This window comes from Paenibacillus sp. FSL R5-0810, from assembly GCF_038002285.1.
GTDB lineage: Bacteria > Bacillota > Bacilli > Paenibacillales > Paenibacillaceae > Paenibacillus_AQ > Paenibacillus_AQ lactis.
In genome coordinates this window covers 6,300,623-6,314,607 of sequence record NZ_JBBOCF010000001.1, presented here as the reverse complement: position 1 = coordinate 6,314,607, position 13,985 = coordinate 6,300,623, and the positions used below count along the sequence as shown (strand labels likewise).

18 protein-coding genes are annotated in these 13,985 nt (G+C 52.9%); all 18 read right to left on the bottom strand.

All coding sequences use genetic code 11. The features are described 5' to 3' along the window. Position 1 precedes the first annotated feature (1 nt). The 18 genes from MKX76_RS28275 to MKX76_RS28190 all read right to left on the bottom strand — a co-directional run bounded on the left by MKX76_RS28275 (position 2) and on the right by MKX76_RS28190 (position 13,977). Positions 2 to 1,927 carry a hypothetical protein gene (locus tag MKX76_RS28275; protein ID WP_341034954.1) on the bottom strand — a complete coding sequence of 642 codons (1,926 nt, stop codon included), beginning with the start codon at positions 1,925 to 1,927 and terminating at the stop codon, positions 2 to 4. A gap of 194 nt (positions 1,928 to 2,121) precedes the next feature. Continuing rightward, positions 2,122 to 2,544: a phage tail assembly chaperone gene (locus MKX76_RS28270; RefSeq protein WP_007132059.1), complete on the bottom strand. Its 423-nt coding sequence runs from the start codon at positions 2,542 to 2,544 to the stop codon at positions 2,122 to 2,124. A 27-nt stretch (positions 2,545 to 2,571) separates the two neighbouring features. Then, positions 2,572 to 3,030, bottom strand: coding sequence for a phage tail tube protein (locus MKX76_RS28265; protein WP_007132058.1), 459 nt, complete (start codon positions 3,028 to 3,030; stop codon positions 2,572 to 2,574). A gap of 1 nt (position 3,031) precedes the next feature. After that, a complete protein-coding gene (locus MKX76_RS28260) occupies positions 3,032 to 4,351 on the bottom strand; it encodes a phage tail sheath family protein (protein WP_251535632.1) in 1,320 nt (439 codons plus the stop codon). Further along, positions 4,352 to 4,525, bottom strand: coding sequence for a hypothetical protein (locus MKX76_RS28255; protein WP_251535633.1), 174 nt, complete (start codon positions 4,523 to 4,525; stop codon positions 4,352 to 4,354). Continuing rightward, complete coding sequence (locus MKX76_RS28250; protein ID WP_251535634.1) at positions 4,522 to 4,959, bottom strand: phage tail terminator family protein; 438 nt, start codon at positions 4,957 to 4,959, stop codon at positions 4,522 to 4,524. Before MKX76_RS28250 ends, MKX76_RS28255 begins: the two co-directional genes overlap by 4 nt. A gap of 86 nt (positions 4,960 to 5,045) precedes the next feature. After that, a complete protein-coding gene (locus MKX76_RS28245) occupies positions 5,046 to 5,222 on the bottom strand; it encodes a hypothetical protein (RefSeq protein ID WP_251535635.1) in 177 nt (58 codons plus the stop codon). 13 nt (positions 5,223 to 5,235) lie between these two features. Next, a complete protein-coding gene (locus MKX76_RS28240; RefSeq protein ID WP_251535637.1) occupies positions 5,236 to 5,478 on the bottom strand; it encodes a hypothetical protein in 243 nt (80 codons plus the stop codon). Positions 5,479 to 5,496: 18 nt separating this feature from the next. Continuing rightward, positions 5,497 to 5,946 carry a hypothetical protein gene (locus MKX76_RS28235; RefSeq protein WP_251535638.1) on the bottom strand — a complete coding sequence of 150 codons (450 nt, stop codon included), beginning with the start codon at positions 5,944 to 5,946 and terminating at the stop codon, positions 5,497 to 5,499. A 10-nt stretch (positions 5,947 to 5,956) separates the two neighbouring features. After that, positions 5,957 to 6,934, bottom strand: coding sequence for a Kelch repeat-containing protein (locus MKX76_RS28230; RefSeq protein WP_251535639.1), 978 nt, complete (start codon positions 6,932 to 6,934; stop codon positions 5,957 to 5,959). Between the two features lie 15 nt (positions 6,935 to 6,949). Further along, complete coding sequence (locus MKX76_RS28225; RefSeq protein WP_251535640.1) at positions 6,950 to 7,954, bottom strand: hypothetical protein; 1,005 nt, start codon at positions 7,952 to 7,954, stop codon at positions 6,950 to 6,952. Positions 7,955 to 7,957: 3 nt separating this feature from the next. Further along, positions 7,958 to 8,539 carry a YmfQ family protein gene (locus tag MKX76_RS28220; RefSeq protein WP_251535641.1) on the bottom strand — a complete coding sequence of 194 codons (582 nt, stop codon included), beginning with the start codon at positions 8,537 to 8,539 and terminating at the stop codon, positions 7,958 to 7,960. Beyond that, entirely contained in the window at positions 8,532 to 9,686 is a 1,155-nt protein-coding gene (locus MKX76_RS28215) for a baseplate J/gp47 family protein (protein ID WP_251535642.1), read from the bottom strand. Before MKX76_RS28215 ends, MKX76_RS28220 begins: the two co-directional genes overlap by 8 nt. Beyond that, entirely contained in the window at positions 9,686 to 10,147 is a 462-nt protein-coding gene (locus MKX76_RS28210; protein ID WP_144878213.1) for a DUF2634 domain-containing protein, read from the bottom strand. The genes MKX76_RS28215 and MKX76_RS28210 overlap by 1 nt, the downstream gene beginning before the upstream one ends. After that, positions 10,140 to 10,529, bottom strand: coding sequence for a hypothetical protein (locus MKX76_RS28205; protein ID WP_251535643.1), 390 nt, complete (start codon positions 10,527 to 10,529; stop codon positions 10,140 to 10,142). Before MKX76_RS28205 ends, MKX76_RS28210 begins: the two co-directional genes overlap by 8 nt. Continuing rightward, the gene (locus tag MKX76_RS28200) at positions 10,522 to 11,499 is read right to left on the bottom strand and encodes an XkdQ/YqbQ family protein (protein WP_028404837.1); all 978 of its coding nucleotides are present in this window, start codon (positions 11,497 to 11,499) and stop codon (positions 10,522 to 10,524) included. Before MKX76_RS28200 ends, MKX76_RS28205 begins: the two co-directional genes overlap by 8 nt. Continuing rightward, on the bottom strand, positions 11,496 to 12,131 hold the full coding sequence (locus MKX76_RS28195) for a LysM peptidoglycan-binding domain-containing protein (protein WP_251535644.1): 636 nt from the start codon (positions 12,129 to 12,131) through the stop codon (positions 11,496 to 11,498). Before MKX76_RS28195 ends, MKX76_RS28200 begins: the two co-directional genes overlap by 4 nt. A gap of 64 nt (positions 12,132 to 12,195) precedes the next feature. After that, positions 12,196 to 13,977: a hypothetical protein gene (locus tag MKX76_RS28190; protein WP_251535645.1), complete on the bottom strand. Its 1,782-nt coding sequence runs from the start codon at positions 13,975 to 13,977 to the stop codon at positions 12,196 to 12,198. Positions 13,978 to 13,985: the final 8 nt, after the last annotated feature.

Genomic DNA, 13,985 nt, shown 5'->3' with positions numbered 1-13,985 from the left:
GCTACAGATACACCCCCTCCGCGCTGGATACGAACTGCTCCTCCAGCGTCCGGTTAATACGGGACATAATCGTATCGAGATCTGCGCCGGAATTAATATCCCCTGTCGTCATCTGAACTGTCGGCGTTAACGTGATCATGTTGCTGATCGCGTTCACCTCGGCCAAATCGCGCATCACTTTGAGATCCTCGCTCGCTACATCAACCGTGTTGTTCACCTGGCCGATGGAATCAATGCTGCCACCCGCAGGGGCAACCGGCACCGGTGCCGCCGGCATGGCAGGCATTGCGGGCATGGCAGGCGTGGCGGGCATGGCTGGAGCCGGGGCGGCTTTAGGATAAGCGACGTCGTAGCCGGTTTTGCCGGCGTTGTTTTGTTTGAGGAGGTCCTCGTACTCCTTACCGATCCCTTTATTCGGGAGCAGCTGATCCTTGAATTTATCCATCGAGAAATTCTCGATCATATCTTGGCCCTTGTCCTTGAAATTCGTAAAATCCGCCTTGTATTCGATCTCCGCGATTTGCTTCGTGTTGACGCCAAGCACCCTGCCGAAAAAGCCCGCAACAGCGTTGATTCCTTTAATCAAGCCGTTGATGACGGTAACGACTGTATTGACCGTACCTTGCGCAAGATCAACAATGAAGCCGAAGACGTTACTGAGCACCTGCTTGACCCCCTGGGTAACGACGCCTAACACGCCAAATGCCGAAATGACGGCTATGATTAAGGATATGAGGAACACCAGCGGATTCGCTTTGACGATCATGTTGAACATTCGCATAGCGCTGGTGGTGATCATGGTGCGGGCCGCCATCATCGCTTGCACCGCAGAATAAGCGTACCCCGCAATTCTTCCGGCGATGAGACCGGCATTCAATCCTGCGATCAGTACGCCTACAAACGTAAGGATCGGCATTAATCCGATGAAAATGTTAATCAGATTCCAAATCGTCGTGCCAACGCCGGAAATCGCTCCCTTAATGAATTCCCAAGCCGGAGGAACCAGCTGGGCGATCCAGACAAACCCTTGGGCCAGGATCGATAATCCGATCGAAATCGCGTCAATGAACGGCTGGAACGACCCGCTCTCAAACGCGGATTGAAGCATGTCTAATATAGGGGTAATTGCTGCCAATGCCCCTCCTCCCATTTGAACGAAGGAATCGTTGACATGTCCCATGATGCTCTTCCACTTATTCATCGGGGAATCCATCATCGTATCCATCGCTTGCTGGGTCATGCCCGATTTTTGCAGCAGTTGATCCATGGAAGCCAGGAAAGACGCAAAGTTCCCCTTCGACGCCACGATTTCGGCGTTAAAGGCTTTCATCTGGGCATCCGGTATGTTGAAGTTTTTAGCCAAGGCGCTCGTATCGCCGCTCATGGCGCTCATGATGGCCGCCGTAGCATCCTTCGAGCTTTTGTTGCCTGGTGACAGCATGCTTAACCGGTCTGCAAAATTGTTCAACTGGGCGATCTGGTCGGAGTTTTGCGTCATGGACATGAACGTTAACGCATTATTTAACGATTCGCTCACATCTGCTCCTGTCCGGAGCGCATTTTGCTTGAGCTGCTCGAACATGGCTGACCCCAGATCTGCATTTCCGGTCTTGGCCTTAAATAAATCCTCCAGCGCCTGTTCCTTGGCGGCCGGGATGACCGTCATCGTAACAGCCATTGTACCTGCGGAATATAAAGAGCTCGCCCATTTCATCATGTTGCCGAGCATGCCAGCCTTCTTTCCCCCTTGCCCAATCTTTTGATTCAACGCTTCCTGGGCTTCAGCCGCTTTGGCAATTTGGTTCTTGGTCTGCTCAAAGCCTTGCTCAAATTGCAGCATCTGGTTCACCAGCGCTTCGTTCACTAACTGATTCATGCTGCCCAGCATGATTTTGGATTGCAGAAGGGCGTCCTTTACACTCGCCATTCCCTCACCCCCTTCTTCTAAAATCTATCTTCGCTTCCGGATCCGCTCCCGCTTCTCCTTCTCCACCCGCATCGAAATCATGGCATAGATGGCGGCCCGTTCCCGGACCGTCATCGCCATGAGCTCATGAGGAAGGATGTGCAGTTCGTGGAGGGCGTAGTACGCATAGTTCGCGTCGCCGTCGCCCTCGTTGATTAGTTTTTTACTTCATCCACCAGCTCGTTCATATCGCGGTCAAAGCCGTTAAGGGCCTGCACGCGCTCCCCGAGCGCCGCAAACTCGCCCGGTAGCAGCATTTTGCGCAGCAGGGACTCCGCGCCAAGCACGCCGTACGATTTTTGGAGCTCGCTGTTTTTCAAATCCGGGTAAATGACGCTCGTCACCATCAGCTTCGCCATGTAGTCATTGGGATCGATCTCCGGCGTATACACGCCGTTCTTGCCCTTCACCTTGCGGGTGGCGGCACGGCGGCACTCCTGGTTCTCCTCCTCCGTAATGCTGCGCAGCTTCCACGGAACGGGCTTGCCCTCCGCATCCTTGAAACGAATGGAGACCACGAATTCCTCCGTGATCTCCGCCGGCGATTGACCTGCAAAAAACATGCTAAAATCGCTCATTTTCCTTCCTCCTCTTGTTTGTTCGTATTAGGCCAATGGGTTGAACGGGGTTTCGATCCGCACGTTCTCAAACGTAAACGCCACTTCTTCCTCCAGCGCCTCCGCTTCGGTATCCAGGGAAGCCATGATGACGCTGTCGAGGTTGACCCCCTCCAGGATGACCGTCTGCCGTCCGGTGGACGAGCCCGGATCCTCGTTGCGGACCTCGATCATGAAATAAGCGTCCTGTCCGGTCTGGATATATTCCATCATCAGCTCGCGGAACAGCGAGGTGACATAATAGATGGTCATCGTGCCGCTGCCCTTCCAGCCGATCGCCTTATGCTGCACGGCGCGCTGGCCCATCGTTTTCAGCTCAGCCTTCTCTTTCTCCACCGTAGCTTCCAGCGTTTTGATATAAAACATTTCCTCCATACGGTCGCCAATCTTAACGAATGCCTTGCCCTCTTGTCCCGAAATCGTATCGCTTGCACGCAAAAATGCCATCTTAGCCCACCTTCACTTTCATGTATACTTTTTCAATTGCGTCTACCGGCTGAACCTTGATATCGACGAACAGCACGTCACCCTCGGTACCTGGCGTCACCACAATATCCTCATTCGCGTTGAAATTCTGGATCGCCCCGATATTCTGCAAGGAAGCGAAATACGCAGCGCACTCTGCCCAGAACAGTGTCCGACCGTCCACGTTGTTGTCGACTTTGCCGATGTAGGACTGCTCGAAGATCAGCTTCAGATCGTTCGCAATGCCGTCCAGGACGCGGACCACCCGGTTTTTGGAAAAATGGCGCGCCTTGGCCGGCTCGATCGACGTAAAGCTGTTAATGTCCTGCTCTACCACGGCTTTACCGCCGCTGTAGCTGAACAGGAATTCGCCCTTCGTCAAAGCTTCTTCAATTTCCGTATGGCTCAGACGAATATCGGTATCGACCGCTTCATCATAAGCCGCATACGTCAGCGACTCATTAACGGCTGCAGCAGCCGTGGCGCCCGTCACCCAGGCAACCGCCTTAACCTTGTCCACGACGGTGCCGTCGGTGAGGACAACGCCGTTTTTCACGCTGATAATGCCTTCGTAATCCGCCGCCGGATAATCCGGAAGCACGGCCTGCACCTTCTTGCCTTCCTGCTCGCGCAAGCGCTTGATGAACGCCGTGTACAGCGATTTGAGGGTAGGATCGTCCGAAGCCAATCCCACCGTCTGGAAGTCTTGAACCTCAAGCGCAGCCAGAAAATCGACATGCTCCTGGTTCGTCACGGTCCCGTTCGCACCGCCTGTCAGCGCAAATCCAGCCGTTGCGGCCAAATCGCCGGCATCCGGCGCGAAGGTTACATACAGATTCGGCTGCAGTTCCTCGGCGTTCGCAACGAGCTGCTTGTCCACGGCTTTGCCGCTCAGCAGGGTGCTGACGACGAACTTGCCCGGATCATCGACCGCGTTCTCGATCACGATGCGGATATCGTTGCCGCGCTCCCCGCCGTACCGAGCGGTCACGCTAAGCCCTGCTACGGCTCCTGAAGCTTGAACGCCGCTGTTCAGGCGGTACAGCAGAAGCGTTCCTGCCCGCTTGAGCGTTTCTTTTACCAGCAGCAACTGAGGGGACGTGATATCGTACCCCAATACCTCCAGCAGATTGCTGCCTGGTTTGATGGTGAGGAGCTTATGCGGCTCTCCCCATGGAAGCGAGAGTCCCAGCGCGGCGATCCCGCGTTCGCCGACGCGCCCGATCGGCTGCTCCTGCGATGTGATTTGGGTGTATACCCCAGGTCTTACTTTGTTAGGTGTTGTCCATGTTCCTCCGGCCATTTAAATGACCTCCTTTTTCAAAAATGTGGTAAGCTGTTCTTTCGCTTGTTGGACGGTGTACGTCGTCTCTTCTGCCAAGATGGCGTTCAGCACATCCTTCTCCCGGTTGCTGAATTGCCGGGACTGTACCAGCTGGTGTTTCGAAAACGCCGGTGCTGCCTGTTTCTTGCTCATTTCAAACCGCCTCCTTGTTGTAAGGTTTGCATCTTTGGAACGGATTCAGTTGAATCCGAAGATACCTGAATAACATACTCTGCGCGGAAGTAACCTTCTTCCGCCGCAGCTCCTTCCCTCTCGGGCCGCTCCCATGCGACCGCCGCCGCCCGGCATGGCCGGCCGCCCACTTCGAGCTCCGTCAAGCTCTCCAGCATCTCGTCCATGATCCCTGCCACGGGCTGCCCCGCCGCAGGCACGTAAAAGATACGGAAACGAAAACGAGCCGCATATCGTCGTTGCGATATCGGCTCGAATTCGGCTAACGCCAGCTCGGTATGGAAGTAGGGTGGTTCTGGTATAGGAACGGCATCCTCCTTGGAAATCGTAATAATTTCTGAGAACTTTAAATGCAAAATTTCTTTAAGTGAGGCCTGTATTTTCTGCGTGACCATCCTAACCCTCCCTTCTAGTCTGCTTATTCAGGTTGCTGTTAGTTATTTGCGAGTAGATAGGGTAATAATTAAAGATCACACATGAACTACTTATCCAATTGTTCCATATGAATGTCAGTCTGGTCTGCACTAGCATTTTCTTGGTCCCGCAATGAAAGAAACCCAGAAATAATCCGTGCTTCTTCACTTAACAAGTACATTTGTGCGTGAATTTCCTGCAATCGTAGTTTTGCAAGCTCTCGAATGTCCTGATTTTTTTCCATGACTTACTCCTCCTTAAATACCAAACCGTTCATTAGCTTGATCGGTTCCTAGAAGCCCTAGCGTATCTTGATATTCATTTTCAGTAATTCTTCCTGCAGAAAGTGCAACATCGAGCTTTTCTCTTCCAAAATTAGCTGCTACATACGCTTTAACATCAGAATGATAGCTGTCTTTGACAGTATTAAAACTTCGTGTCCCATCTTCTATGATTGCAAATCCGTAAGCTCTTACCAAACGTTGTCTTGCAGTCAGCATACGTTCACATCCCTTACTTTAAATTAGACCGGCATCTGTTAAAGTCTCAAGTATATATAGTTGATCATCTTGCATTAATGCATTACGCTGTTTCAGATCGTCGATTAATGCCTGCAAATCTGCGTTCTTTCTTGTTAGAATTTCTACGGCATTTTCTGGCTGAATGCCGAATTTTTCAAATATAATCATATCGATTAGCTCATCTGTATGACGCTCAATGTATCTGGCTGCATTTTCTTCTGTGATCGGAACCATTCCCATTTCAAACGGTGCGTGAGGCTGAAGGAAAACTCTATCGCCAACTTGTAACACGTAATAGCGCGCATTTTCATCTCCAGTGGGATTATCAATTGAACATCCGTTAAACTTTTCAGTGAACTTATAAATTTGCTTCATAACAGTTAATCCCTCAAGGAATGATTGTAACTCCTCTTCTGTACAGCTTAGCTCTCTTCCTTTATAATTCATGAGGACCTCCCTATCCGATTGTATACTCCAGCGTTTGGTATGAAAATGAACCATTATTAGCGTTAATTCCGCCTGGAATGTAAGCCTTGTTCCCAATGACTGCTGCCTTTGTTCCGTAAATGGATTGCCCACTTGGTGAGATATCAGGTGATGTAACCCAAGTATTCGTTGCAGGATCGAAGACATCTAACTTATTCCACAACCTATAAACATAAATTTTGTTATTATACGACCACGCACATGGCCTCTCACTTGCGAAAAGCGCATTGGCTTTTTGGGTCCACGTGTTTGTCCCTGGTGTAAACTGGTAAACATAACTGGTCCATCGATTTCCAGAAGTCATTCCACCGATAGTAAAGAGACTGTTACTTACAACTGCCGATGCTCCATATGCCAAAGCGGTAGGCATATTTGCCATTCTTGTAGAACTATTCGTCACTGGATTGTACTGGAATGTACTTGTGTAGACAGAACCGTCTAGTCCACCAGCTGTATAACCAAAAGATCCGACTGTCCCTGAGAACTGAGACTCTCCAGCTGCTGTAGCCTGATAAGTCCTGTAGGTATTGTTTGCTGGATTATAAACAACCCCAATATAGTAGTCTGCATTTCCACCTTGCATGTAAATCTCATTATTTATAACAAATGAAGCTCCATTCACTTTCCGATAAGGCATATCTGCCATAAACGACCAGGTATTCGTTGTTGGATCATATCTTTCATTGCGTTTTGATTCATAACCCTCCGCGATAGCTCCCTCGAATCCTCCAATCATATAAACATAGTTTCCAATTGAATTTACGTAGCCCCATACATGAGTTGAATTCATATTTGCTACCACTTTAAATCCTTGTCCAGTCCAAACTTCTTTCCAAACACCACCGATTCTCACCCATACTTTAGTCGCTTTCCGCCAAGCTCCATTTACATGAGTGTGAACATTTGAAACGCTTCGATAGGCACCTCCGACATGTACGCATAGCGCCATAAAAGTCACCCTTCCTCATGAATATTGAATCCAAATTTGGCCTTCGAATCCACCCGATGGAGTGTGTGGCGATTTAACGATGTGGGAGTCGGTCATAATATCTCCGCCTCCTTTATTCCAATTTAGTTTAATATCAACCATCGCATTATCACTCGGTCGGTAAGCCCTAAAGATAAGTCCCGCACCACCATATGAATCATTTACACTATTAATGATTGATTTATTTCTCCAACCTGTCGTAGGTATATTACCTGCGTTTAGGAAGAGAATTGCATCTTGAGTAGTAGCGGACCCGAGCCCACCAGTTGTTACGGTAAAAGAACCGTCAGTAGTAAAGACACCGCGGCGCGTTTTCCCAACGATAAATGATAATTCCTGAGCTGTTGTAGTACCTATAATTAGGCCTGGGCTACATCCGTAGAAACCGAAATCATGAACAGCAATAACCCCGTGAGATTGATCTGTCCTGAGTGTGAGGTTTAGATTACTTGATCTATAAATATCTACTACCTTGGACCAACCTTCTGTGTTCCATGCCTCAGCCTGACTCCCAATCATTACATTACCGGATATATCGATTCCAAACATACGAGAACCTGAGCCATAGTTACCGTTATAAATCCGAAAGGTAGCTTTGGTAGATACGTCATCCGAAACGAGATGGAAATTTTTAATTGCTGCAGCATCTTGTCCGATCTGCATCCCAGCCCGACTTGTAAATATTCGGTCTAACCAAACGAACGCTCCTGATGAGGTAACGCGGCCGCGAAGTTGATCGTTTGAAATAATTCTAAAATCATGATTTGAGGCCGTCCCAATCCATGGATCATTTACATCTGTACCAATCCGAAAGATCCTCGTCCCGTCGGTGACATTAATCATCCCTGTGTCCAAAATTCCGCTTTTCTTTGGCATTACTTTACTATCAATGTCTTCTGCAAGTGCGTTTAAATCCCGGACGATATTCGCCGTCATCGTGTCATTGATGAGCGGCAGCCCTAAGTTTGTAGTTACCGCCATTGATCACGTCAACCCCCTATTATATATTGCCTCATATGTTTTTCCTGTTTCGCTAACTTCTTCATAAGTCAGGCCACTCAAACTTAGTTCAGAGTAAGTATAAAAACGGAAAACATACTCCACCGCCAAATGCGCCGGCTTGATCTCCTCGATCGCCGCCTTCAGATCCTCCAGGTTCGGCGGAATGCCGAGCGTGTCGACGAACTGGACGGTAAATCGCCATTCCCCCGGTTGAAACGTAACCTCGACCGCCCCGCCGTCGTAAGCTTCTGCGACATTCTTAACAAGCCGGCCCGAGAAGGTTCCGGCTCCGCGCAGCTTCGACTCCAGCACAGCCCGCCGCTGCTCCATCGGCTTCGCCCGGTCCGTCGGGATGCCGAGCTCCTCCTCCCAGCGGTCGAGCCCCCAAGTCGCGGTACGGACGAAGAACTGGTCCGCGGCTTCGTTGAGCGCTTGATACAGCGCATCCAGCTCGCTCCCCTTGGCCTCCATGTCCGACTGCATGACGCGGGACGTCTCGTAGTAAGCCGGCAGATATGAAAACAGCTCGCGTCCCCGCAAGCTGTTGATCCTCGCCTTATTCACTTACGCTCACCGTCCCCAGCACCGCCACCTGGCCGGAGCCGATTTCGATGTTTTGCTGCTCGGCATGGCCGTTAATCGTCAGCTCCGAATAGTCGACGATGATCGGGATATCCAGCAGCACGGCGGCAATACGTGTATACCGGACAAGCGGATCCTTCCGGTTAAACGCGATTTGCTGCAGGTAAGCCCGGACCCCTTCCTCGATCAGCGCCCGGATTTCCTCAATCGTGGACGGCTGTTCCAGGGTGCGCTGCACCTTGACCGAGATATGAATCTCGACTTCCTCGGCAGGCATGACGGTGACGATCGGACCTGCCGGGGCCGTCCCCTCCCCTTGTCCATCCTGCGTCGGGTCGATATGCTGCTGGACGGCATCCACGATCTCCTGGCTAGCTGCCCGCTTGTCCGTGTCCAGCAAATAGAGGCCGACTGTCCCCGGTCCGGCCCACAGGGGGGCGACCTCCACGCCGCCGACGCCGGGGATTTCGCTGGCCCACTGCATATATTGCGCTTTGTTGCCGCTGGTCCCTTGGCTTCTGACCTTTGCGTAAAAACGCTCCAGTAGCGACTGATCCGTCTCCACATCGGTCCCGCTCCGCGTCGGCTCGGGATTCGTCACGGACGTGACGCCGCTGACGGAGGTCATCAGCAGCTGGATGACCCCTGCCGGCACATTGCCGCTCTTCCCTGGAGTTACGGCACGGATCGGAGCCGTTCCGGTGCCGTCCTGCCCCAATGTGACACTCGCTGTCGTGACATACTCTACCGAGGACTCCCCGGTCGTCTCGTCGGCCGGCGTCGCCACATACGTTCCCTTCGGGACGTTCGTGCCCGGTTTTCCCGTAAACACGACACCTCCCGATGAAGCTACCGCGTCGCGTCTTGTGACGCCATGCTCGGCCGTCCGAAGATCCAGCTCGGCTGAGCGGATATCCGGGGAGTCGCTGGCCGCCGTGCTGGCAAACCCTCGGCGAAGCAGCTCCTGCGCCCACAGGGCCGCTTCGGACAGCAGGAACGCCACCGGCGCCTGCGCATCCCAAATAAAAGAGCCCTCGGATTTATCGATATCCGAAGGCACTTTTGCCAGCATGCGGTTCAAAATGTTCTCTTCCGTCTGTTCCTGCAAATACATCGGCACATCGGCCATCAGGTCATCACCACGCTTTCTATCATTTCCGTCTCATCCCGTACGCTCGTGATGCGGCAGCTGAAACGGCAGGCTTCCCCTTCCCATTCAAACTGGAATTGATCCACGCTCTCCGTACGGGCATCCGCCAGCAGCGCTTCAGATACCATCCGCCGGATTTCGCTCTCCAATAGCGGACGGCCATGCCCCTTGCCGATCAGCTCCTCCAATTCACTGCCATAGCCGCGTGAATAGATCAAATGCCGGTAGCGCGGGGTTCGAATCGTTTTTTCACACCAGATAACCCATGCATCCTTCTCATCCGCGGCAACCAATTTTCGGGTTGGGGTCATGACAAATTCTCCTGCTTCAAAATCAAACCGCCAGCTCCGCCCGAACACGGCCCCGTGATCTTCGGACGTTTCAGACCCAACTGAATCGGTCCAGATCATGTCCTCCGTTTCAGGGAACAAATTAGCCATGGCCGCTCACCACCTTGCACACCACGACGACGTCATGGCCGCCGTTGACGCGTACCGCCAGCACTCGATCGCCGGGCTGTAATCCTTGGTTCAGCTTCCACTGTGCCTCCTCCACTTCCGTTTCCTCCAATTCCAAAGAGACTGCCGTCTTGCCGCCAGCTCCGCTGATCGTTCCTTCTACGGTTCGGCGAGGCAGCGACAATTGGCCCGGAAGCTCGGCAACCATATACTCTTGCAGCTCATGCTTGAAATCATCCAGCTTGAGTCCGGTCGAGGTTATCGTGCCGAGTACGGCTCCCACTCCGCCGATCGCTTGGCGGGTCTGCTTATGGAAGGAAGACAGCAAGGAGGATGCCAATTGTCCATAGGGGTCTTTACTCAAGATAAAACCTCCTTTTTACATCGTCATAGCTCCCAAGCTCCAGCATCATGCTTCCCGGATTGCCGAGCTCCCGGCTGACCGAAATCACAAGCAGCTTCGACGAGCCGAGCATGACGGCATCTCCCGCGCGAATCGTGTTGATGTCCGGAGCGTTTACCGTAATCGTCTCCCGGATCCCCCGGAGCCTGCTTCGGGCCAGCTGACGCGCGGCCGCGGCGGATTTCACCTCATCGTCCTGGATGATCGCCTGCAGCTGCCCGTATTTGGCGATATCCTTCTCTTCGATGGCCATTACCTTCGAAGGGACCTCCTTCCCGGTCTCGCTGGCCGATGTTGCCAGCACCTTGACTTTGGTCGCCGCCCCTTCGAGCGTCCGCTGCTGAATCGTATCGGTTAACGTCTCTAAGACATATACCTCGCGGTTTGACCCCAGCTCATACAGCTCAAGTCCCGAAGGGATCATGCGCGGATGGTACAGCTTGCCGCCGGCCTTGGCCGTTTCCCGCAAATCCGCGAACATGCTGGCATAGATCGACTGCGTCCGGTAAACGGAGCGTCCGAGCTGTTTTTCGGTATCGGGCAGATGGGCGATCTTGATGTTCCAGTCGGCCGCGTACTTTTTGAAGCGCTGCGTTGCCGTCTGTTTTGCCGGGAACAAATATTCATCCTCGGATTTATCCAGATAGACCGTCCGGTCATAGATCGTCAGCGTCATCCGCTTCACGCCGTTGTTCGTAGTCTCCGCTTCCCAAACAACAGCTGGATGGAGTAAGGGAACATAATCCTTCTTCCCATAGGGAATACCGCTGATCCGAATCGCCATCCCGGGCGAAATCGGCGGCAGGTCCGGCGTCACCACCAGGTTCACCGTGCCTTGATAGGCGACCTGCTCCAGTGAATCCCTTAAATTGATAGCTTCCACCAGAGGCGACAAATCGTATTTGTCCTGCAAAATCACTTTATAACTCATGGCAGCACCAGCTTTTGACCGGGTTTAATGGCATTTGGATTGTTGCCGATCGCTTGCCGGTTCAGTGTATAGATCTGGTTCCATTTCGAGCTGTCCCCGAGCTCCAGCTTGGCGATTTTGGAGAGGGAGTCCCCCGGCTTGACCGTGTAAGTCTTGCTCTTCTCCTTCATGTCGGCCCGCGGCTTTTTGTTGATGCCCGATGCGCCGGCGGTTTTCGCTACTTTCATCTCACTCCACGTCCGGAGGGTCAGGTCGAAATACACATCCCCCTGCTCCCCGCCGCGAAACGTCGTTTGATGGGAAGCCACGAACACCGGTACATTGACCGCGGTTTCGGTAATGATAAACTGAAGCGGCGTTTTGGACACCAGGAACTCATTGAGCTTATTCATGGCCGTTTGCGGTTTCGGGTGCGAATCCCGGCTTCCTTTGCAGTATGATTCGTCGAACTCTTTTGGAAAAAAAGAAGAGAAGGATATTTCCTTGATTTTGTTTCCCTGCGGAAAATCAAACTCGCCAAAGGTTAGAATCGTTGCCGTTTCAAAGCCCTTTTGCCGTGAAATGGTCACTTCCTCGGGATTAACCGGAAATATAAATTCCTTCCCCTTGCCGTTCTTCAAAATAAACTCCATCGCCGGCCCCTCCTTTCCGTTAAAATGCTGCTAAAGTTTCTTGCCTGCCTAGTGCCTCCAACCGTTAATATGGCATAGGCGCAGCCGGCTTCCGGTTCTGGGATGCTTTCATCAACTCCGCTCTCAGGCGCTGCCCGACCTGCAGAATCAATCCCTCCACATCCACCGGATGCTCCTCACGCACCGTAACCTGCACCGCTCCAGGCGGAAGATTATAGTTGGTTGTCGCCTCCGTTTTGGAATCCCGCAAATATCCCGTCAGCGCGCTCATTTGCTCCGGACTGATCTGAACCATCTGCGGCGACATCTGCTTGCCGGCGGCATACGCCTGGCTCCGGGCGGGATCAATGGCCGGTGGGCCGAACGATGATCCGGAGTATGGAAGGACTGGGGCGGATGGCGGGCGTGGGGTTGCCGGACCTGCAGGTATTGCTGGTGCCGGATTGGCAATCATGGCGCTTGGGGCAGAAACGGCTGGTGCTGCCGGCTTCGGAGCCGGCTTGGCCTCGGCAACAACGTCCTTTTTCTTTTTTCCGAACGAGAACGTGTTGGAGAACCATTTCGATACCTTATCCCCGCCCGATTTGAACGTTTTCGTGATCCCGTTAATTGCGCCGCCGATTTTTTCGCCCACGAAGCTGCCGACAGCGCCGCCGACGGTCGAACCGACCAAGGTGCCGGCCACCGGGATAACGGACCCGATCGCGCCGCCGATCGTTGCGCCTATACCACCGCCAACGGCAGAGCCGATCGCTTGATTACGCTCTTTTCCGGGCTTGGCCGCCGCAATATCGTTAACTTCAGCTAAGAAGCCTAAAGGTCCCAAAATTCGCTTGCCTGCTCCCTTTAAAAAGCCGGAAGCAAGCTTGCTTGGAGCTGCTCCTGCTGACACCTTGGAAGCAGCAACCTTTGGATCTGCTGCTTTCGCCGCTTGCGAAGCTGCCCCGTTGTCCGTGCCTTTGGCCGCTCCAGATGCCGTACTGCCAGTGTCCGCTATTTTATCGGCCGGTGTCGCGGCAGCCCTGCTGCCAGGATTCGCCACTGCTTGTGCAGCCGCACTGCTTCCTGCGCTTATCCCGCTGGTCGCAGGGGCGCTGCTGCCACCACCGCCGCTGCCACCGCCAAAAAGCGCACTTCCGCTTTTCCAGAAGTCTCTGGCTCCTCCGAGAATCCCCGTACCTGCATTACCTACCGTTTCAATCAAATCCCCCGCGGCAGCGATCGTTCTAAATCCCCTTCCCTTTCGCTGCCTTCTCCCTCGCTCCACTCTGGATTCTTTGGGGTAGGAGCTCTCCGAATTGGAGGAGTCTTTGTTCGCTTTAGTATCATTTCCAAGCCAGGCATCGCCTACCTTTTTCGTCTTATCGCGCAGCTCGCCTACGCTTTTAGCACCGCCGCCGAATGTTTTCATTGCACCAAACATATCGATGGCATGATCAAGCTTGGATTTCGGCTTCTGAGCTCCGCCCCCGCCGCCAAGCTGCAGTTTCGCAAGCGCGTCGGCAAGGCCCTTCAAGGCAACTGTATTTTCTTTAAGCGCCTTTACTAAGGGATCAAAGTTAAGCGGCTTGGCGGAATGCTTGACATTCACGTTCATATTCACATTCCCCGAAGCATTGATCACCTGCGATTTCACGCGGTTGATCTTGGCCAGCAGGTTGTCCAGGCCTTTGGAGGCGCGGTCCTTCAGCACGATTTCCGGTGCCATGCGGGTTCTGCCGATTCGCAGCACCCGGCCCTGGATGCGTTCGAAGTAGCGCTCCATGGCGCGCAGCTCGCGGTTCGCCTTGATGACGTTTTTCGGATCAATGACTAAATTCATCCGGTAGTTCATGGCTTCAGCCATATCGATTC